At 74.1% G+C, this 20,302-nt stretch carries 16 protein-coding genes; 11 read left to right on the top strand and 5 right to left on the bottom strand.

The annotated features are described in order from the left end of the window. The 4 genes from IE225_RS19540 to IE225_RS19525 all read left to right on the top strand — a co-directional run. Nucleotides 1-229, top strand: a 229-nt coding sequence (locus tag IE225_RS19540; RefSeq protein WP_190058846.1) for an alpha-glucosidase C-terminal domain-containing protein, incomplete at its 5' end; no start/stop codon positions are given. A gap of 30 nt (nucleotides 230-259) precedes the next feature. After that, nucleotides 260-1,648, top strand: a complete 1,389-nt coding sequence (locus tag IE225_RS19535) for a maltokinase N-terminal cap-like domain-containing protein (RefSeq protein ID WP_190058845.1) — start codon at nucleotides 260-262, stop codon at nucleotides 1,646-1,648. Nucleotides 1,649-1,651: 3 nt separating this feature from the next. Continuing rightward, a complete protein-coding gene (gene glgB, locus IE225_RS19530; RefSeq protein ID WP_190058844.1) occupies nucleotides 1,652-3,871 on the top strand; it encodes a 1,4-alpha-glucan branching enzyme in 2,220 nt (739 codons plus the stop codon). A 134-nt stretch (nucleotides 3,872-4,005) separates the two neighbouring features. After that, on the top strand, nucleotides 4,006-5,094 hold the full coding sequence (locus IE225_RS19525) for a glutamate--cysteine ligase 2 (RefSeq protein WP_190058843.1): 1,089 nt from the start codon (nucleotides 4,006-4,008) through the stop codon (nucleotides 5,092-5,094). A 127-nt stretch (nucleotides 5,095-5,221) separates the two neighbouring features. Here IE225_RS19525 and IE225_RS19520 read toward each other — a convergent pair whose 3' ends face one another. Beyond that, on the bottom strand, nucleotides 5,222-5,458 hold the full coding sequence (locus IE225_RS19520) for a DUF6480 family protein (RefSeq protein ID WP_190058842.1): 237 nt from the start codon (nucleotides 5,456-5,458) through the stop codon (nucleotides 5,222-5,224). Between the two features lie 154 nt (nucleotides 5,459-5,612). Here IE225_RS19520 and IE225_RS19515 point away from each other — a divergent pair, with 154 nt between their 5' ends. From IE225_RS19515 to IE225_RS19500, 4 genes are all read left to right on the top strand, one after another. Further along, entirely contained in the window at nucleotides 5,613-7,514 is a 1,902-nt protein-coding gene (locus IE225_RS19515) for an AMP-dependent synthetase/ligase (RefSeq protein ID WP_190058841.1), read from the top strand. Between the two features lie 302 nt (nucleotides 7,515-7,816). Next, nucleotides 7,817-7,981, top strand: a complete 165-nt coding sequence (locus IE225_RS19510; RefSeq protein ID WP_190058840.1) for a hypothetical protein — start codon at nucleotides 7,817-7,819, stop codon at nucleotides 7,979-7,981. A gap of 3 nt (nucleotides 7,982-7,984) precedes the next feature. Then, complete coding sequence (locus tag IE225_RS19505; RefSeq protein WP_190058839.1) at nucleotides 7,985-8,257, top strand: DUF4190 domain-containing protein; 273 nt, start codon at nucleotides 7,985-7,987, stop codon at nucleotides 8,255-8,257. A gap of 273 nt (nucleotides 8,258-8,530) precedes the next feature. Continuing rightward, entirely contained in the window at nucleotides 8,531-8,965 is a 435-nt protein-coding gene (locus tag IE225_RS19500; protein ID WP_190058838.1) for an ATP-binding protein, read from the top strand. A 104-nt stretch (nucleotides 8,966-9,069) separates the two neighbouring features. On the opposite strand, the gene IE225_RS19495 is transcribed toward IE225_RS19500, so the two are convergent. The 4 genes from IE225_RS19495 to IE225_RS19480 form a co-directional block, all read right to left on the bottom strand. Further along, nucleotides 9,070-9,711, bottom strand: a complete 642-nt coding sequence (locus IE225_RS19495) for a hypothetical protein (RefSeq protein ID WP_190058862.1) — start codon at nucleotides 9,709-9,711, stop codon at nucleotides 9,070-9,072. Between the two features lie 82 nt (nucleotides 9,712-9,793). Then, the gene (locus IE225_RS19490; RefSeq protein ID WP_229879728.1) at nucleotides 9,794-10,528 is read right to left on the bottom strand and encodes a YqjF family protein; all 735 of its coding nucleotides are present in this window, start codon (nucleotides 10,526-10,528) and stop codon (nucleotides 9,794-9,796) included. A gap of 109 nt (nucleotides 10,529-10,637) precedes the next feature. Further along, nucleotides 10,638-11,009, bottom strand: a complete 372-nt coding sequence (locus IE225_RS19485) for a PRC-barrel domain containing protein (RefSeq protein WP_190058837.1) — start codon at nucleotides 11,007-11,009, stop codon at nucleotides 10,638-10,640. A gap of 206 nt (nucleotides 11,010-11,215) precedes the next feature. Next, complete coding sequence (locus IE225_RS19480) at nucleotides 11,216-11,563, bottom strand: STAS domain-containing protein (protein ID WP_190058836.1); 348 nt, start codon at nucleotides 11,561-11,563, stop codon at nucleotides 11,216-11,218. Nucleotides 11,564-12,040: 477 nt separating this feature from the next. On the opposite strand from IE225_RS19480, the gene IE225_RS19475 reads away from it, so the two are divergent. The 3 genes from IE225_RS19475 to IE225_RS19465 all read left to right on the top strand — a co-directional run bounded on the left by IE225_RS19475 (nucleotide 12,041) and on the right by IE225_RS19465 (nucleotide 20,014). Further along, nucleotides 12,041-16,357, top strand: coding sequence for a HAMP domain-containing protein (locus IE225_RS19475; RefSeq protein ID WP_190058835.1), 4,317 nt, complete (start codon nucleotides 12,041-12,043; stop codon nucleotides 16,355-16,357). A gap of 97 nt (nucleotides 16,358-16,454) precedes the next feature. Beyond that, complete coding sequence (locus IE225_RS19470; protein ID WP_229879727.1) at nucleotides 16,455-19,034, top strand: SpoIIE family protein phosphatase; 2,580 nt, start codon at nucleotides 16,455-16,457, stop codon at nucleotides 19,032-19,034. Between the two features lie 92 nt (nucleotides 19,035-19,126). Beyond that, nucleotides 19,127-20,014, top strand: coding sequence for an SDR family oxidoreductase (locus IE225_RS19465; protein ID WP_190058834.1), 888 nt, complete (start codon nucleotides 19,127-19,129; stop codon nucleotides 20,012-20,014). The last annotated feature ends 288 nt before the right edge of the window (nucleotides 20,015-20,302 follow it).

Genomic DNA, 20,302 nt, shown 5'->3' with positions numbered 1-20,302 from the left:
GCGCGAATACGAGGACGACCTCGTCCTGTGCGTCAACAACTTCTCCCGCTTCGCCCAGCCCACCGAACTCGACCTGCGGGCCTACAGCGGGCGCCACCCCGTCGAACTGATCGGCGGCGTGCGCTTCCCGGCCATCGGTGAACTGCCCTACCTGCTGACCCTCGCGGGACACGGCTTCTACTGGTTCCGGCTCACCCGAGTCGCATCCCGGATCGGCCGGCGCGTCTGACCGCGGGGGCCGACGAAAGGAGGCGTGACCATGCCGAAGACCGCACCCCCCCTCCACCCGAGCAGCGCGGACCTCGCCGGGCCGCTGGCCTCGCTCGGGCCCCTGCTGCGCGCCTGGCTGCCGCGCCAGCGCTGGTTCGCCGGGAAGGACCGCGGTCCGGTCACCGACCTCAGGCTGCTGTCCCTGACGGAGCTGTTCCCTGGGTGCCTGCACCTGCTGGTGCACGCCGGTCACGCCGGCACCCCCACCGTGCACGCGGGGGTGCCCGCCCCCGCCGGCACTCCCCCGCCGGCCGACTGCTACCAGCTGCTGCTCGGGGTGCGCGAGCACCTCTCGCCGCGCCTGAACCGGGCGCTCATCGGCCGCGCCCAGGACGGCCCGCTGGCCGGCCTCGCCGTCTACGACGCGCTGCACGACCCGCGCTCCGCGCAACTGCTGCTGGAACGGCTGCGCCACCCGGGCACGGCGGGCCCCCTGCGGTTCGAGACGGACCCGGCCGCGGACGTCCCGGCGGGCCTGGTGCCGCGACTGCTGGACGCGGAGCAGTCCAACTCCTCACTGGTGTACGGCGACGCGTTCATCCTGAAGGTGTTCCGCCGCATCCAGCCCGGCGTCAACCCGGACCTGGAGGTGTCGCGGGCCCTGGCCGAGCAGGGCTGCACCCGCGTCCCCGCGCCCGTGGCGTGGTTCGGCACCCGGCGCCGCCCGGCGGCGACGCTGGGCCTGCTGCAGCCGTTCCTGCCCGACGCCTCCGACGGCTGGACGCTGGCGCTGCGCGCGCTGGCCACCGGCGACGACTTCACCGCGCAGGCGCACGCGCTGGGCCGGGCCACGGCCGAGGTGCACCTGGCGCTCGCCGAGGCCTTCCCCACCGCGGCGCACGCCGAGACCGCGCACACGGCGACGGCGATGGCCGAGCGGCTGGAGGCCGCCGCGCACAGCGTGCCGGCGCTGCGCCCGTTCGCCGCCGGTCTGCGCACCGCGTTCGCCGCCCTGGCCACCTGCGACGCCGGGCCGCCCGCCCAGCGCATCCACGGCGACCTGCACCTCGGCCAGGTGCTGCGGGCCGGACGCGAGTGGTTCGTCATCGACTTCGAGGGCGAGCCGTCCCGCCCGCTGGCCGAACGCCGCAGCGCCCAGTCCCCGGTGCGGGACATCGCGGGCATGCTGCGCTCCTTCGACTACGCCGCCCGCCAGCGCCGCCCGTGGCGCCCGGAGTGGGCGCGGCGCTGCCGGGAGGCGTACTGCGCGGGGTACGCGGCCCGGGCCGGCTGGGACCCGCGCAAGAAGCACGCGCTGCTGCGCGCCTATGAGACCGACAGGGCCGTGTACGAGGTGCTGTACGAGGCCCGGCACCGACCCGACTGGCTGCCCGTGCCGATGGCGGCGATCGAGCGCCTCGCCGTGAGAGGAGACTGACCCGTGGCCCTGTCCGACACCTCGCTCCCCGAGCCTCCCCATCCCGCCGCGCCCGGCGCCGCGCACTCCGGGGCCGCCCCGCCGCTGGACGCGGCCGACCGGGAGCGCCTGCTGGCGGGCGCCCACCACGACCCGCACGCCCTGCTCGGCGCCCACCCGGTCCGGGGCGGGATCGCGGTGCGGGCGCTGCGCCCGTTCGCCGACGCGGTGAGCGTCGTCGTGGACGGCGAGCGCACACCGCTGGTGTCGGAGGGCGACGGGCTCTTCTCCGCCGTACTGCCGTCGGCGCGGATCCCCGACTACACGCTGGTGGTGCGGTACGGGCAGGACGAGTACGAGACCCACGACCCGTACCGCTTCCTGCCCGCGATCGGCGAGCTGGACCTGCACCTGATCCGGGAGGGCCGGCACGAGCAGCTCTGGAAGGCGCTGGGCGCCGAGCCCATGACCCACCAGGGCGTGGCCGGCACCCGGTTCACGGTGTGGGCGCCCAACGCGCGCGGCGTGCGGGTGGCGGGCGACTTCTGCCACTGGGACGGCACGGCGTTCCCGATGCGGTCGATGGGCGCCTCGGGCGTGTGGGAGCTGTTCCTGCCGGGCATCGGCGAGGGCACCCGGTACAAGTTCGAGATCACCTCCCGCCACGGCCACCGCTTCCTCAAGGCCGACCCGATGGCACGGCAGGCGGAACGGCCGCCCGCGACCGCGTCGGTGGTGACCGTCTCCCGCCACGAGTGGGGCGACGGGGAGTGGATGGCGCGGCGCGGCGAGGTCCCGGTGCACGAGGCGCCGTTCTCCGTGTACGAGGTCCACCTGCCGTCCTGGCGGCCGGGTCTGACGTACCGTCAGCTCGCCGAGGAGCTGCCCGCCTACGTCCGGGACCTGGGCTTCACGCACGTGGAGCTGATGCCGGTCGCCGAGCACCCCTTCGGGCCCTCCTGGGGCTACCAGGTCACGTCGTACTACGCGCCCACCGCGCGGCTGGGCACGCCGGACGACTTCCGGTACTTCGTCGACTCCTGCCACCGCGCCGGAATCGGCGTGATCATGGACTGGGTGCCGGCGCACTTCCCGAAGGACGACTGGGCACTGGCCCGGTTCGACGGGGACCCGCTGTACGAGCCCGGCAACGACGGGCGCGCGGAGCACCCGGACTGGGGGACGTACGAGTTCGACTTCGCCCGCACCGAGGTGCGCAACTTCCTCGTCGCCAACGCCGTGTACTGGTGCGAGGAGTTCCACATCGACGGGCTGCGCGTGGACGCCGTCGCCTCCATGCTCTACCTGGACTACTCGCGCGAGGACGGCCAGTGGGAGCCCAACGCGCACGGCGGCCGGGAGGATCTGGCGGCGGTGGCGTTCCTGCAGGAGATGAACGCGACCGTGTACCGGCGCTGCCCCGGCGTGGTGACCATCGCGGAGGAGTCCACGGCGTGGGACGGGGTGACCCGGCCGACGGACCGCGGCGGGCTGGGGTTCGGGCTGAAGTGGAACATGGGCTGGATGCACGACTCGCTGCAGTACATGAGCCACGAGCCCATCCACCGCAAGTACCACCACCACGAGATGACCTTCTCGATGGTGTACGCCTACAGCGAGAACTACGTGCTGCCCATCTCCCACGACGAGGTCGTGCACGGCAAGGGCTCGCTGGTGTCGAAGATGCCCGGCGACTGGTGGCAGCGCCGCGCCAACCTGCGCGCCTACCTCGGCTTCATGTGGGCACACCCCGGCAAGCAGCTGCTGTTCATGGGGCAGGAGTTCGCGCAGGGCGCGGAGTGGTCGGAGAGACACGGGCCGGAGTGGTGGCTGCTGGAGGACGACTACCACTCGGCGGGCGACCACCGGGGCGTGCGCGACCTGGTGCGCGACCTCAACACCGTCTACCGGGCCACGCCCGCGCTGTGGCAGCGCGACACCGGCCCCGAGGGCTTCCGGTGGGTGGCGGTGGACGCCGCCGACGACAACGTCCTCGCCTTCCTGCGCTTCGACGCCGAGGGCCGCCCGCTGCTGGCGGTGTCGAACTTCTCCCCCGTCGTCCGGCACGACCACCCGCTGTGGGTGCCCGAGGAGGTGCCCGGCTGGACCGAGGTCCTCAACACCGACGCGGCCCGCTACGGCGGCAGCGACGTGATCAACCCCGCCCCGGTGAAGCCGGAGGACGGGCATGTGCGGATCACGCTGCCGCCGCTGGCCACCGTCTGGCTGACGCCGGCCGTGTGAGGACGCCGGCCGCCCGGCCGGCGCGGACGTCCCGGAGCCACCAGGTGTCCGAACGCCTCCGAGGGGGCAACCGGGGTCGTACGACCTCGGCGATGCCCCGCGCGGCGGGCATCCGGACAGAAAGGCGGCACCCCGTGCGCACCGTCGGAGTGGAGGAGGAGCTTCTCCTGGTGGACCCCGAGAGCGGCGAACCCAAGGCGTTGTCCGCCGCGGTGCTCGCCCACGCCTCTCTGGAGGACCCGGAGCAGGACGTCTTCGAAAAGGAGCTCTACCGCCAGATGGTGGAGTTCGCCACGCATCCGCAGGCGGACATGGCGGCGCTCGGCGCGGAGATCGCGCGCTGCCGCAAGGAGGCGGCCCGGCACGCCGGGGACATCGGCTGCGCGGTGGCGGCCCTGGCCTCCTCCCCGCTGCCGGTGAGCCCCTCGGTCGCGATGAACCGGCGCTACCAGTGGATGGAGCAGCAGTACGGCATCGCCACCCGGGAGCAGATGGTGCTCGGCTGCCACGTGCACGTGGCCGTGGAGTCCGACGAGGAGGGCGTCGCCGTCGTCGACCGCATCCGGCCGTGGCTGCCGGTGCTCACCGCGATCAGCGCCAACTCGCCCTTCTGGCAGGGCCGTGACTCCGGCTACGCCAGCTACCGCAGCCGGGTCTGGGGCCGCTGGCCCTCGGCCGGGCCGACGGAGCTGTTCGGCTCGCCGGAGCGCTACCACCGGCGCGTGGCGGACATGGTGGCCACCGGCGTCATCCTCGACGAGGCCATGGTGTACTTCGACGCGCGCCTGTCCCCGCGCTACCCCACGGTGGAGCTCCGCGTCGCCGACGTGTGCCTGAACGCCGACACCGCCGTGCTCGTCGCGACGCTGGCCCGCGGCCTGGTGGAGACCGCCGCCCGGGAGTGGCGCGCGGGCGCCGAGCCGGCCGACCACAGCGTCAGCCTGCTGCGGCTGGCCGCCTGGCAGGCCGCCCGCTGCGGGATCACCGGGGAGCTGCTGCACCCGACGACCATGCGGCGCATGCCGGCCGACCGGGTGCTGCACGGCCTGCTGGACCACGTGGCGGACGCGCTCGCCGACCACGGCGACCTGGAGCACGCCCGCGAGGCGATGGCCGCGCTGCTGCGGGACGGCAACGGCGCCCGGGTGCAGCGGGAGCTGCTGGAGGAGACCGGCAGCCTGCGGGACGTCGTCGCGGAGTGCGTGCGCCGCACCCAGCGGTGACGCCCGGCGGTGACGCCCGGCGGTGACGCCCGGCGGTGACGTCCAGCGGTGACGTCCAGCGGTGACACCCGGCGGTGACGTCCGGCGCCGGTCCGGCCCCGCTCACGGCAGGCGCCGGGCCGGCCGCTCACAGCAGCAGGACGAGGGCGTACACCAGGAAGAAGGCCGCGACCACCGCCACCAGGAGCAGGATCAGCGTCAGCGGCGCCTTCGCCCAGCCCTTGGGCGGATTGTGCGTCTCACGGGGCCCCGCCTCGGGCATGCTGCTCTCCGCGGGCGGGGTCTCGCCGGGCGGGACGCCCCCGCCGGGTTCCAGTCCGGTGCTGCGTTCGGGTTCGGGATCGGGATTCACGTGCTGCGTCATACCGGCCGGGTCCCCCGAACCGGCCGAGATCATCAGGGGACGGGCGAGTTCGCCGTTCCGGTCACCGACCGCCTGCACCTGGGCTACATTCGAGCACCGTCGACGACGGTACTCACCGGCGGCGTCACAGCCCGTACACACCAGGAGCCAGCGCATGCGCGACTTCGCCCTCGCTCCACCAGCCGCCCCGCCCCTGACGGGCGGGCTCGCCGACAGCGTCTTCGGCAACGCCGAGACGCACCCCGGCCTGCCGGTGGTCGCCCGGCGCCCCGATCCCGGCTCCCCGGTGTGGGAGCCGGTGACCGCGGCGCAGCTGCGCGACGAGGTGGCCGGCGCGGCCAAGGGGTTCGTGGCGGCCGGGATCGCGCCCGGCCACCGCGTGGCGATCATGGCGCGCACCCGGTACGAGTGGACGGTCCTCAGCCACGCGCTGTGGGCGGTGGGCGCGGAGGTGGTGCCGGTGCACCCGGCGTCCTCCCGCGACCAGGTGGAGTGGATCCTGCGCGACGCCGGCTGCGTGGGCGTGGTCGTCGAGGACGAGCAGGGCATCATGACCGTCGGCTCGGTGTGCGCGGCACTGCCGCTGCTGCGGCACGTGTGGCAGATCGACGACGGGGCGCTGCAGCGGCTGATGGACCAGGGCACGGCCGTGTCGCCGGCCACGGTGGACTCGCTGCGCCGGATCGTCGGCCCGGACGCGACGGCGGTGATCGCCTACACCTCCGGCACCTCGGGCCGCCCGCTGGGCTGCGCGCTCAGCCACCGCGCCCTGGCCGCGCCGTGCGACGTGCTGCTGGCGGGCTGGGGGCACACCGCCGCACCGCCGGGAGAGCAGCCGTCGGTGCTGGCCTTCCTGCCGTTCTCCCACGTCTACGGCCTGATGATCCAGGGCCTGTGCATCCGCGGCCGGTTCCTGCTGGGCCACGAGCCGGACATGAGCGAGGCGGCGCTGGCGTCGGCGCTGCGCAGCTTTAAACCTACGTACCTCTACGCCGTCCCGTCCGTCTACGAGAAGATCTACAAGACGTTCCTGCGCACCTCCCAGCAGGCGGGCCGCGGCACGCTGTTCGAGAAGGCGGCCCAGGTGGCGCGGGACTTCGCCGCGGCCGAGGAGCGGCGCCGGCTGGGCCGGGGCCCGGGGCCGGGCCTGGACCTGCGGCTGCAGCACGCCCTGTACGAGCGGACGGTCTACCGCCGGCTGCGCGCGGTGCTCGGCGGCCGTGTCGTGCGCGGCACGTCCGGCGGCTCCCCCCTCAACCGCGACCTCGCCCTGTTCTACGAGGGCATCGGCGTGTTCGTCCACGACGGCTACGGGCTGACCGAGACCGCCGGCGGCATCACCATGCAGCCGCTGGGCCGGGAGAAGTCCGGCACCGTCGGCAAGGCCCTGCCGGGCACCGAGATCCGGGTGGCCGACGACGGGGAGATCCTGGTGCGCGGCCCGTCCGTGTTCCAGGGCTACGTGGGCGACGAGGCCGCCACCCGGGCCGCGCTGCGTGGGGGCTGGCTGGCCACCGGCGACCTCGGGCGGCTGGACACCGAGGGCTACCTGACGATCACCGGGCGCAAGAAGGACGTCATCATCACCAGCGGCGGCACGAGCGTGGCGCCCGCCCCGCTGGAGCAGCGGCTGCGCATGCACCCGCTGGTCCACCAGGCCGTGGTGGTGGGCGACAACCGGCCGTGCGTCGGGGCACTGATCACCCTGGACCCGCAGTTCGTGGCGCACTGGCGGGCGGCGCTGGCGCTGCCGGGGGACGCGCCGGGCCGGGAGGCCCGGGAGGAGAACGCGCTGCGGGAGGAGATCGCGCGGGCCGTGGCGGCCGCCAACAGCACCGTGTCCCGGGCGGAGTCCATCCGCGTCTTCCGGATCCTGCCGGAGCCGTTCGACGTCGCCAGCGGCCTGCTGACACCGTCGATGAAGCTGCGCCGGGACGCCATCGTGGAGCGCTACGCCGCCGAGATCGACGCGATGTACCGGGCGCGCGGCCGCGTTCCGCGCCGCCCGGTGCCGGACGACGCCGCCTGGGACGACTCCGACGACGTCTTCCGGTGAACCCGGCCGCTGCGGCCCTGTCGCCGGGTTCCTCCGGCGACAGGGCCGCAGCACCGTGCGGGGCCGGCCGATTCCCCGTCCGTTGCGGCGAGTTGGGGGCATCCGGGTGCTTCGCGCAGGCGTGATCTCGCGGACTTCGGGAAACCAGTTGCCGCATGGTCGAGAAACGTCGAACTCTGCTTTCCCGTACGCCGCGTACGCCGTATGTGCCGCGTACGCCGTATGTGCCGCATATGCCGCGCGTACCGCGTATGCCGCGCACGCCGTACTCGTCGCGCACGCCCGGATCGGGGAGGTGACCGGTGCTCTTCCTGGTGGCCGCACTCCTTCTGCTGGCCGTGGTGCTCGGCTCGGCCGCCTATCTGCCATGGCCGGTGACCCTGGTCCTCGCCGCCGCCGTGGTGGTGTGGCTGGCGGTGTTCACCGCGCGTGAGCGGCGCCGACGCGGTCGAGCGGGGAGGGCGTGAGCGATGCGACTGACGGCACCCCCGCGGGAGCGCACCGGACGACGGGACACCGAGGGCATGGCCGTGGCCTCCTTCGTACTCGGACTGGTCGGCCTGGTGGTGCTGAACCTCGTGCTGGGCCCGGTGGCGATCGCGCTGGCCCTCACCGCGCTGCGCCGCGGCACGCCCCGCCGCTTCCGGGCCGTGCTGGGCCTCGTGCTCGGCGTGGCGGACCTGGTCGTCCTGGCGGCGCTGCTGGCGGTGCACGGCGGGACGGCCTGGACCGCCTTCGGCTGAGCCCGGGACATGGAGCCCGGGACGTGAGAAACCTGTGCGGAGTCCAAAACGCACGCGCCGACGGGTGTTTCCACCGGCCGCCACGCGGAACCCTTCACCATCGGTGGCGCGTCCCTCGGTGAGCGACCCGGCGGGAGGCGTCCCTCCGGGTCCGGAAGCGTAGGCTGTGCGCCCTCGGGAACTAAACCCTGAGGACACCGCAGACCGACCAGAGGGAACGCGCAAGGGAAAGAAAGGACAACGCCCAGCTGACGCCGGGCCGGGGAAGGCGACATGGCAGCCGAACCGCGTTGGGACGACACCCTGACTTCCGAGGAGATTCCGAGCCGCACCGCCCGTTTCGCGGGTGCTCTGCACAACGTGACGGACGCGCGCCTCGCCGCGGAGGACTTCCTCCGTGACCTCGCGCGCTCCTCACCTCCGGCGGCTCCGGAGCACTGGGACGACATTCTGCTGGTGGTCACCGAGCTGGCCGCCAACGCGGTGCAGTACGCGCCCGGACCGTTCGAGCTGCGGCTGCGCCGTACCTTCGACGGCGTGCACGTCACGCTGCGCGACACCAGCACCACGCCGCCGGCCCCGCGGCCGTTCCACCCCAGCCGGGGTGGCGGCGGCATCGGCTGGCACCTGATCCACACGCTGTGCGACCAGGTCAGCGTGGTCACCCACGAGCAAGGCAAGGACATACACGTCTTCCTGCCCTGGTGAACTCCCCGCCCCGATGAACCCGGCGCGCCGCGCCGGCCCCGGCCGCCCCCTTCCGTCGGTTTCTGCGCCGGCGCCCGGCCGCGCCTGCCGCCGGCCGGGCGCCCTCAGGCCGCGCCGAGCGCCACCGTCGTCGTGACCCGGGTGACGGCGGGCCGCCTCGGCACCGAACCGAACCCGAAGCGCACGGGCGGTTCGACCGGCGCCGGCCCACCCAGATCGGTGCCCTCGAAGGCCGCCGACACCGAGCGGATCGACCGCAGGTCCCGGGCGCCGTACCACTCGCGGCGGCCCGCGCCGGCGCTGCCGCGGGTGCGCACACCGGGCAGCAGCAGGCGGGCGGGCCGGTCCGTCAGCGCGCTCCACGCCGGACGGCGGGCGAGCGCACCGGGAACGGCGCGCAGCAGCCAGCCCAGCAGGCGGCGCCGGCCGGTGGTGAAGCGCAGCTCCAGGGGGCCCGCGGCGACGGTCCAGGTGTCGCCGGTGATCCGCACGTCGACCGGGACCAGGCGCACCACGTCGAACACGTAGGTGCCGCTGACGAAGTCCGCCGTCTCCCGCGTGGGCGCCAGCAGCAGCCGCTCCCCGCCGGCCCGCTCGATCATCACGTCGCTGAACGGCCCGAACGGGGACCGCTGCCAGTGCCCGAGCACGATGCGCGTCCCGGAGGAGGTGCCCGTACCGGCGATCCAGCCTTCGAAGCGCAACCGCCCGGCGCGGCGGGCGGCCGCGCCGGGCGGCCCGCTCATCCGCTCGCCCTTCTCGCCCGCCTCATCCGCTTCACCGGGCGGCCCGCTCATCCGCTCGCCCTTCTCGCCCGCCTCATCCGCTTCATCCGCCCTCCACCGCCCGGCGGGCCCGGCCGCAGGGCCTGGGGAGTCCCAGCCGTACGTGCCGGACTCCTTCCGAGAAGTGCGCCACGGGTTCGCCGAGCGGGGCGGGCAGGCCCGCCGCGGCGGTCAGCGTCTCCTCCAGCACCTCGACGGCGGCGCCGGCCGGCGGCCACGGCTCGTGGTCGACGGGCGTCTCCCAGAGCATCCCGAGCCGGCGCGTGTACGCCCGCCGGCGCGAGACGAGCCACACGTCGCGCTCCGCCGGCTCGATCGGGTCGCCGCGGCGGACGACCAGGCGGTAGGAGGCGTCACCGCTCCCCCTCGCGCCGGCGTACGAGACGGTGTCCCCGTCCGTGGAGACGCCGAGGGTGCCCGGGTGGTACGGCGCGCCGATGACGCGGGCCGCCGGCATCGGCAGGAAGGCGACCTCGATGGACAGGAACCAGAGCCCGTCGCGCCCGTCACGGTGCCGGACGTAGGTCCGCAGGTTGGTCTCCGCGAACGTCGGGAGGCCGGGCAGCGCGGCGGGGACGCCGGGCGGGCGCACGTCCGCCATGACGAAGGGCGTGAGCCCCACCCAGACGGTTCCCCCGTACTCGTCCACGGCCAGTTCCGCGGGCAGCAGGGCCCGCACCGCCTCCGGCGGGAAGGGCCAGTGGACGAACGTCTGCGTCACCCAGCCGGTCCGCACCGCGGGCAGCCGCACCCGCTGCTCCGCGCCGTACGCCGCCACGGGTGGCGGGTCCCCGCGCGCGACCGGCGAAAACGCGCGGGGTGGGAAGACGGCGCCGCCCGGTCTCGCCCGCCGCCCGGGCACGGGGCGGTGGGCGGGGCCGGGCGGGTCAGGCCGTCGTCGCCTCGTGCGGCGGCAGATGGTGGTAGTAGTCGCCCACGCTGGTCAGGTAGGCGGGGTCCATGGTCTCGCTGTCGATCCGGAAGCGGGGCGCCGCCTTCACCTCGCCCCTGGTGCAGGACACCGTGATCCTCTGCGCCTCGTGGTCTATGCCGGTCACCACGCCGGCCGGCACCAGGACGCTCCGCCCGAAGACCCACACCCCCGTGTCGACCACCAGGTGCCGCATCCCGAAGTGGTCGGCCTGCCGGTCGACGTGCCCCATGGTCCCGTCGGCGGCGACGACGGTGTACCCCGTCAGGTCCCGCTCCGCGGCAGCCGCGACCTGCGGTGCGTACGACCAGATTCTGTCGATGGCCACGCTCCTCCTTACCTCCCCGGGTCTGTCCCCGATCGCGACGGTCATCGGCCGCGGCGGCACGGTGGGCGTCCGCCCGGCTCCACAGCAGCAACTACCCTGCCGCGGCAGCCGCATTCGGGAGCGGGCGCGCGTTCCGGACACACCGGGGCAGGCCCGTCGGACCCCGGTCGCCGCCCCGCCACCGGACGGGGTCCGACGGGCCCGGGCTACCGGGAGGCGGTGAGGTACTCCAGCGTGCCCGTCATCTCCAGCAGGCGGTCCATGACCGCGGGGCGCGCGTCGAGGCGGAGGGCGACGCCCGCCTCGTCGGCGCGGCGCCGGACCAGCAGCAGCGCGGACAGGCCAAAGGAGTCGATGTCGCGCAGGCCGGAGAAGTCCAGCCGCAGCTCGGTCACGGGGTGCCGGGCGGCCCGGCCGCGCAGGAGCAGCGCCGTGACCGTGCGGACGAGCTGGTCGTGGGTGCCGTAGGCGAGGGCGCCGGTGACGCGTACGACGGCGGACGCGGTACCGGTGTCGACGGTGAGGCGGAACGGCGGCGGCTGCAACGTGGTCATCGCGGTGTCCCGGGGCCGGGGTCCTTCGGACGCCAGTGTGCGGGCCGGGGGCGCCGCACGCCAAGGCGAGAACCGGCGGATGCGGGAACCGCGTACGCCCGCGCACGGGGCAGAGCCGGCCAGGCACCTGCGCGACTGGCTCGGCGGGACCGCGTACGCCCGCGCGCGGGGTGCAGCGGGGTGCACAGGGCCGCGCACGGACCGCGGAAGGCCGTGCGCAACCCCTCCGGATACCCTGGGTCGTGTCTTCTCATACGCAGTTCGCACCGCGCGGATGCGCGGCGGCCGCACGGTGGAGGGACGCTTTGTCCGCGGCGTGGTGCGTGGGTTAGCCTGCGGCGTATTTTCTCATCGCGCAGGTCCGTGAACTGCAAAGATGCGAGCACGACAAGCCGAGGTCAGGCAGCGGCCCGGCGGAGTTTCGAGTCTTCGCCGTCCATGTCGCGAGGACTCCTGGGGAGCGGGACGAGGGTACGCATGACCAGCGACACGAGCGAGGTCGCCGACGCGGTGCCGGGCAACCAGGAGCTCAGGCAGCTCCTGGCCGGCCTGACGGCCGTGCGGGACGGCGACTTCGGCACACGGCTGCCAGAGGACGCGGACGGCCTCATGGGCGACATCGCCACCGTGTTCAACGGCATGGTCGACCAGCTGTCGGTCTTCACCTCCGAGGTCACGCGCGTGGCGCGCGAGGTGGGCACGGAGGGCACGCTGGGCGGCCAGGCGGTGGTACCGGGGGTGTCGGGCACCTGGGCCGACCTGACCGACTCGGTCAACGCGATGGCCGGCAACCTCACCACACAGGTGCGGGACATCGCGCAGGTGGCGACGGCGGTGGCCAAGGGCGACCTCTCCCAGAAGATCGACGTGCCCGCGCGGGGCGAGATCCTGCAGCTGAAGGAGACCGTCAACACGATGGTCGACCAGCTCTCCGCCTTCGCCGACGAGGTCACCCGCGTCGCCCGCGAAGTCGGCAGCGAGGGCCGCCTGGGGGGTCAGGCGCAGGTGCCCGGCGTGGCCGGCGTGTGGCGGGATCTGACCGACTCGGTGAACCTGATGGCGGGCAACCTGACCGCGCAGGTCCGCAACGTCGCCCAGGTGACGACGGCGGTGGCCAAGGGCGACCTCTCTCAGAAGATCACCGTCGACGCGCGCGGCGAGATCCTCGAGCTGAAGAACACCATCAACACGATGGTCGACCAGCTCTCCGCCTTCGCCGACGAGGTCACCCGCGTCGCCCGCGAAGTCGGCACCGAGGGCCGCCTCGGCGGCCAGGCGGACGTCAAGGGCGTCAAGGGCACCTGGCGGGACCTGACCGACTCGGTGAACTTCATGGCGGGCAACCTGACCAGCCAGGTCCGCAACGTCGCCCAGGTGGCGACCGCGGTGGCCAAGGGCGACCTCTCCCAGAAGATCACCGTCGACGCCCGCGGCGAGATCCTCGAACTGAAGAACACCATCAACACGATGGTCGACCAGCTCTCCGCCTTCGCCGACGAGGTCACCCGCGTCGCCCGCGAAGTCGGCACCGAGGGCCGCCTCGGCGGCCAGGCCCACGTGCGCGGGGTGTCCGGCACCTGGAAGGACCTCACCGACAACGTCAACGTGATGGCGTCGAACCTGACCAGTCAGGTGCGCTCCATCGCCCAGGTCGCCACCGCGGTGGCGCGCGGCGACCTGTCGCAGAAGATCACCGTCGAGGCCAAGGGCGAGGTCGCGGCGCTCGCCGACGTGATCAACACGATGGTGGACACGCTGTCCGCGTTCGCCGACGAGGTCACCCGCGTCGCCCGCGAAGTCGGCACCGAAGGCCGCCTCGGCGGCCAGGCGCACGTGCCGAACGTGGCCGGCACCTGGAAGGACCTCACCGACAACGTCAACTCGATGGCCAACAACCTCACCGGCCAGGTCCGCAACATCGCGCTGGTGACGACGGCGGTGGCCAAGGGCGACCTGTCGAAGAAGATCGACGTCGACGCGCGCGGCGAGATCCTGGAGCTGAAGACGACCATCAACACGATGGTCGACCAGCTCTCCGCCTTCGCCGACGAGGTCACCCGCGTCGCCCGCGAAGTCGGCACCGAGGGCCGCCTGGGCGGCCAGGCCGAGGTGGAGGGCGTCTCCGGCACCTGGAAGCGGCTGACGGAGAACGTCAACGAGCTCGCCGGGAACCTCACCCGGCAGGTGCGCGCCATCGCCGAGGTCGCCAGCGCCGTCGCCGAGGGCGACCTGACCCGGTCGATCACCGTGGAGGCATCCGGCGAGGTCGCCGAGCTCAAGGACAACATCAACTCCATGGTGGAGTCCCTGCGCGAGACCACGCGGGCCAACCAGGAGCAGGACTGGCTCAAGACCAACCTGGCGCGGATCTCCAGCCTGATGCAGGGCCACCGCGACCTGCCGGTCGTCGCCGAGCTGATCATGGACGAGCTGACCCCGCTGGTCTCCGCCCAGTACGGCGCGTTCTACCTCGCCGAGGACGGCGACGACGGGCCCGAGCTGCGCCTGGTCGGCTCCTACGGCTACCCCGACGACGACACCCGGCCCACCCGCATCCCCTTCGGCCGCTCGCTGGTCGGGCAGGCCGCGCGCAGCCGCCGCACCATCACGGTGGAGCAGCTGCCGCCGGACTACGTCACCATCTCCTCCGGGCTCGGCCGGGCGGTGCCCGGTTCGCTGCTGCTGCTGCCGATCCTCTTCGAGGACCAGGTCCTCGGCGTGATCGAACTGGCCTCGGTCACCCCGTTCACGCCGATTCACCGGGACTTCCTGGAGCAGCTGAAGGAGACCATCGGCGTCAACGTCAACACCATCGTCGCCAACGCCCGCACCGACGAGCTGCTCGGCGAGTCACAGCGGCTGACGGCCGAACTGCAGGCCCGCAGCGCCGAGTTGCAGGCGCAGCAGGAGGAACTGCAGCGCTCCAACGCCGAGCTGGAGGAGAAGGCGACGCTGCTGGCGGCGCAGAACCGGGACATCGAGGCGAAGAACCTGCAGATCGAGCAGGCGCGGCAGGAACTGGAGGCGCGCGCCCAACAGTTGGCGCTGGCCTCGAAGTACAAGTCGGAGTTCCTGGCCAACATGAGCCACGAGCTGCGCACCCCGCTCAACAGCCTGCTCATCCTCGCCCAGCTGCTGGCGCAGAACCCCTCCCGCAACCTCACCCCCAAGCAGGTCGAGTACGCGCAGATCATCCACTCGGCCGGCTCGGACCTGCTGCAGCTCATCAACGACATCCTCGACCTGTCGAAGGTCGAGGCGGGCAAGATGGACGTCTCGCCGGAGCGGGTGCCGCTCAAGCAGCTCATCGACTACGTCGAGGCCACCTTCCGGCCGATGACGACGCAGAAGGGCCTGGACTTCACCGTCACCACGGTCGCCGGCGCGCCCGCCGACCTGCTCACCGACGACTCGCGGCTGCGGCAGATCCTGCGCAACCTGCTGTCCAACGCGGTGAAGTTCACCGAGCAGGGCGGCGTCGAGCTGCGCATCGAGCCCGCCGCGGACGAGGAGGTGCCGCAGGGCGTGGTGCGCGGCGGCGCGGTGGTGGCGTTCCGGGTGAAGGACACCGGCATCGGCATCCCCGAGCAGCACCTGGAGACGATCTTCGGGGCCTTCCAGCAGGCCGACGGCACCACCAGCCGCAAGTACGGCGGCACCGGCCTCGGCCTGTCCATCACCCGGGAGATCGCCCACCTGCTGGGCGGCGCCGTCACCGTGGACTCGACACCGGGTGTGGGCAGCACCTTCACGCTGTACCTGCCGGTGGCCCGGCCCGACTTCGCCGAGATGATCGGCGGGGGCCGCGTCCTGGAGCGGCGCGGCGCGGAGCCGGCCGAGCCGTCGTCGGCTCCGCCGCAGGCCGCCGGGGAGGCCGCGCAGGGCGAACGGGACGAGCGGGACGAGCAGCGGCCCGCCTCCGGGCCGGGCGGGCAGCGCCCGCGCCGCCTGCTCGTGGTGGAGGAGCGCCCTCGCGGCCTGCTGACGCTGGTCGCGGAGAGCGTGGTGGCGGACCTGGCCCGGCACGTCCGTGACGACACGCCGCAGCCGGAGGTCGACGTCATCACCGCCGTCGGGGCCCAGGAGGCGGCCGGCGCCCTGGCGGCCGAGCCGTGCCACTGCGTGGTCGTCGACCTCGACATGGCGGACGGCGAGGCCACCCGGTTCCTGCGGGCGCTGCAGGGCGACTCCGCCTCGGCGGGGGTGCCGGTGCTGGTGCACAGCGGGCACCGGCCGGACACGGCGCGGGAGGAGGTGCTCGACTCCGGCGCCGGGGCGGCGGTGGAGTTCCTCTCCAGCCTGGATGAGCTGCGCGAGCGCATCGCCCTGCACCTGGCGGCCGAGGAACCCGGCGAGGTGCTGTCCCTGGTGCGCACCGACGACACCCAGCGTCCGGTGCCGCAGCCGGTGGACGAGTCCCTGGCCGGCCGCACCGTGCTGGTCGTGGACGACGACGCGCGCAACCTCTTCGCGCTCAGCGGCATCCTGGAACTGCACGGCTTCCGGGTGCTGCACGCGGAGAACGGCCGCAAGGGCATCGACACGCTGCTGGAGAACCCGGACGTCGCCCTGGTGCTGATGGACGTGATGATGCCGGAGATGGACGGGTACACGGCCACGGCGGAGATCCGCCGGATGCCGCAGTACGCCGACCTGCCGATCATCGCCGTCACCGCCAAGGCGATGCCGGGCGACCGGGAGAAGTCGCTGGCGTCGGGAGCCAGCGACTACGTCACCAAGCCCGTGGACACCCACGACCTCATCTCCTGCGTCCGGCGCTGGCTGTCCGCGTGAGCGCGCCGGCGCCCGTCCCGCACGCCCGCGGGACGGGCCACGCCCCGCACCGCCCACCCGGCGCCACCGGGCCGTCCAGCCGAGGAGCCTTCGCATCGTGAGCACATCCGAGCAGCCGCCCGACACGGCCGGTCCCGAGCCGCACCCGGGGACCGCCACTCCCCCGGCGGCCGCCACTCCCCCGGCCGCCGCCCCCGCGGCCGGCCCGCCGTCCCCGAGGACCGGCGACGCCGGTCCCCCCGCCGCGCACCCGGCCGCCCCGGCCGTACCTCCCACCGCGCACCCGGCCGCCCCGGCCGTACCGGCCGCCGGGGCGGCGGCCGGCGCGTCCACGTCGCCCGTGGGCAGACTGGCCGCGACGGTGGAACGGCTGCGGCGCGAGGTGCGCGCGGCGCACGCGGAGGCCGAGGGGCGCGCGCTGATCGAGCTCGCCAAGGGCATCCTGGTCGAGCGGCTGGGCTGCGGCCCGGCGCAGGCGGCGCGGCAGCTCACGGAGCTGGCCGAGCAGGCCAGGACGACCCCGCTGGAGTTCGCGGTCGACGTCATCAACCAGGCCGCGCGGGACCGCATGTCGGAGGTGACGGACGCCTTCCTCGCGGCCACCGCGGCGGCCGGCGCCCGGCGGGGCGGCCCGGCCGACGGCGGCTCCGCCGCGGTACGGCTGCGCGCGGCCGAGAGCGGCGCGCTGGCCGCGCCCGACACGCAGGCCGTCGCCGACTCGCTGCTGCAGCACGCGCTGCGGCCGCTCGGCGCGGTGGCCGTGGCCATCTGGTCCGCCGGCTCCGACGGGTCGCTCACCCTGGCGGGCAGTGCCGGCTTCGACCCGTCGGAGGCGGCGCGCTGGCGGTACGTGCCGCCGGACGTGGCGACGGTGGCGCGCCGCGGGCTGACCGAGCGCGACGGGCAGTGGATCACCTCGCTCGCCGGGACCGGGCTGCCGACCGTCGGCCGCCACCGGTACCCCGACGGCGGCCGGGTCGCGGTCCCGGCCGGTACCGGCGGCCGTATCCACGGCGTGCTGGAGATCGCCTGGCCCGAGCCGCTCGAGCCGCAGCCGCCGCAGGTCGTGCGGCAGGTGGAGGCGCTGGCCGAGCTGTGCGCGCACACCCTGGAGACGTACGCGCTGTGCCGGGACGACGACGCCGCGCAGCCGCGCGTGGTGCCGGACGTGGCCGAGCTGACCGACCTGGCGGACGGGCTGCACGACCCGGCGCTGGTGCTGGTGCCGCACCTGGACGACTCCGGGCGGCTGGCCGACTTCCGCATCCAGCACGTCAACAGCCGCTTCCTCGACCCGGCCGGCCGGCCGCGCGCGATGATCAACGGCTCGCTGCTGCTGGAGACGTACCCGATGACCGCCGGGGAGAGCGAGCTGTTCCAGCGGATCGAGCGGGTCTACGCCACCGGGGAGCCGTTCCGCGCCGAGCGCATGCACCTGACGGCGCTGGTCGACCAGGTGCCGCTGTCGGCGGTCGCGGACATCAGCATCAGCCGGCACGGCACCTGCGTGCTGCTGATCTGGCGCATCGAGGACGAGACGGCGCGCCTGGCGAGCCTGCTGCAGCACGCCCAGCGGCTGGGCCGCATCGGCGGCTTCGAGGAGAACCTGCTCACCGGCGAGATCACCTGGAACGGCCAGCTGTTCGCCCTGTACGGCCGCGCCGAGACCGCGCCGCCGGTGCCGCTGGAGGAGCTGCCCGCGCACACCCATCCCGACGACGCCGTCATCATCCGCCGCTTCCTGCGCACCCTGCTGCACCACCGGCGGCCCGCCTCGGCGGCGTTCCGGCTGCAGCGGCCCGACGGGGTCACCCGGCACCTGCGGGTGGTGGCCGAGCCGGTGCTGGACACCGACGGCCGGCTGTTCGTGGTGCGCGGCGCCTACCAGGACATCTCCGCCCAGCACTGGACGGAGGTGGCGCTGGCCGCCACCCGCGACCAGCTCGCCCACACCGAGCAGCAGGCCAGCGAGCGCAACCGGCTGGCGCTGCAGCTGCAGCACGCGATCATGCCGCCGACCCAGGCGCCGCTGGAGGTGGAGGGGCTGCAGGTGGCGGTGCGCTACCGGCCGGCGGAGACCGAGCAGCTGGTGGGCGGCGACTGGTACGACGCCGTGGTGCTGCCCAACGACCTGGTGCTGCTGTGCGTGGGCGACGTCGCCGGGCACGGCATCGAGGCCGCGACCAGCATGGTCGTGCTGCGCAACGCGCTGCGCGGCCTGGCGGTGACCGGCGCGGGCCCCGGGCAGCTGCTGTCCTGGCTGAACATCGTGGCGCACCACCTCAACGGCGCGGTCACCGCCACCGCGGTGTGCGGGCTGTACGACCCGGCGCGGCGCGTCCTGCGCTGGGCGCGGGCCGGGCACCTGCCGCCGGTGCTGATCCGCGACACGCAGGCCGCGCCGCTGCCGCTGGTGAAGGGCATGCTGCTCGGCGCGGTGCCGGAGGCGGAGTACGAGGAGGCCGAGGTGCAGCTGGCCGCCGAGGACACCCTGCTGATGTACACCGACGGCCTGGTGGAGCGCCGGGACCGGTCCGTGGAGGAGGCCCTCACCCACCTGCTCACCGCGGCCCGCACCACCTCCAGCAGCCTGGACCAGCAACTGGACCGCCTGCTGACGTACAGCAGGTCGGACACGGACGACGACACCTGCATCGTCGGCATCCGGGTGGGATAGCCGGGCCGGGGCGGGCCGGCGGGTGTGCGCGGCGCGCCCCGGGGCACTTGGGGCGTGCCCGCAGAAAACGACCGTCCCGCGGAGGTGCCCCCATGACCGACGCCCACGAGCAGCAGGACCCGACCCGGCGTCATCCCCGCCCGGACTTCCCGCAGCAGGACCAGGAGCACCCCGGGTGGACGGGCCCCATGGACCCGCCGCCGGACCACGGGGAGGACTCCTACGTGGGCAGCGGGCTGCTGACCGACCGCAGGACGGTGATCACCGGCGGGGACTCCGGGATCGGGCGGGCGGTGGCGATCGCGTTCGCGCGCGAGGGCGCCGACGTGCTCCTCACCCACCTCCCGGAGGAGGAGAAGGAGGCGCAGGAGACCGCCCGGCTGGTTCAGGAGGCCGGCCGCATGGCCGTGCCCGTGGTGTGCGACGTGCGCGAGGAGGAGCAGTGCCGCTCCCTCGTGGAGCGTGCCGTGGACGCGTTCGGCCGCATCGACGTGCTGGTGAACAACGCGGCCTACCAGATGTCCCAGCCGGAGGGCATCGGCGCGATCACGACCGAGCAGTTCGACCGGGTGATGCGCACCAACCTGTACGGCATGTTCTGGCTGTGCAAGTTCGCCCTGCCGCACCTGCGGCCCGGCTCATCGATCATCAACACCACGTCCGTGCAGGCGTACAAGCCCAGCCCGCACCTGCTGGACTACGCCACCACCAAGGGCGCCATCGTCACCTTCACCCAGGGGCTGGCGCAGATGCTCGCCGAGGACGGGATCCGGGTGAACGCCGTCGCCCCGGGCCCGGTGTGGACGCCGCTGATCCCGGCGACGCTGCCGGACACTCAGAACTTCGGCAAGCAGGCGCCGCTCGGGCGCCCGGCGCAGCCGGCCGAGATGGCGCCGGCGTATGTCTTCCTCGCCTCGCAGCGGGCGAGTTTCATCACGGCGGAGATCCTGAACGCCACCGGCGGCACCCCGCTGCCCTGACGACGGGCACGGGGTCGGAACACCTTGACGGGCACGGGGTCCGGACGGGCGGGCACCCTTGACGGGCACGGGTCCCGGACGGGCGGGCAGCGGGGCGGGACGGGACGCGCGGGCGTTCCGCCCCGCCCTGCCGCGGGCGGCGGTGCGCCGGCGTGCATGGTGCGGCCGTTCGGGGGTAGGCGCGGGTGCGCGGTGACAGCCGGGATCCGCAGGTGATGCGGGCTGTGTGAGAAGCCCCACAGCGAGAAACGCGCCTCGTCGCCCGCGGCCCGGCCGCAGCACCGCGTG

Source organism: Streptomyces echinoruber, assembly GCF_014651135.1.
Lineage (GTDB): Bacteria > Actinomycetota > Actinomycetes > Streptomycetales > Streptomycetaceae > Streptomyces > Streptomyces echinoruber.
The sequence above is the reverse complement of the archived record's forward strand: the minus strand, read 5'-3'. Positions and strand labels throughout refer to the sequence as shown.

Coding starts and splice junctions, on each gene's coding strand:
- IE225_RS19465 (WP_190058834.1), top strand. CDS start 19,127: ATGACCGACGCCCACGAGCAGCAGGACCCGACCCGGCGTCATCCCCGC.
- IE225_RS19515 (WP_190058841.1), top strand. CDS start 5,613: ATGCGCGACTTCGCCCTCGCTCCACCAGCCGCCCCGCCCCTGACGGGC.
- IE225_RS19520 (WP_190058842.1), bottom strand. CDS start 5,458: ATGACGCAGCACGTGAATCCCGATCCCGAACCCGAACGCAGCACCGGA.
- IE225_RS19495 (WP_190058862.1), bottom strand. CDS start 9,711: ATGAGCGGGCCGCCCGGCGCGGCCGCCCGCCGCGCCGGGCGGTTGCGC.
- IE225_RS19505 (WP_190058839.1), top strand. CDS start 7,985: ATGCGACTGACGGCACCCCCGCGGGAGCGCACCGGACGACGGGACACC.
- IE225_RS19480 (WP_190058836.1), bottom strand. CDS start 11,563: ATGACCACGTTGCAGCCGCCGCCGTTCCGCCTCACCGTCGACACCGGT.
- IE225_RS19475 (WP_190058835.1), top strand. CDS start 12,041: ATGACCAGCGACACGAGCGAGGTCGCCGACGCGGTGCCGGGCAACCAG.
- IE225_RS19535 (WP_190058845.1), top strand. CDS start 260: ATGCCGAAGACCGCACCCCCCCTCCACCCGAGCAGCGCGGACCTCGCC.
- IE225_RS19500 (WP_190058838.1), top strand. CDS start 8,531: ATGGCAGCCGAACCGCGTTGGGACGACACCCTGACTTCCGAGGAGATT.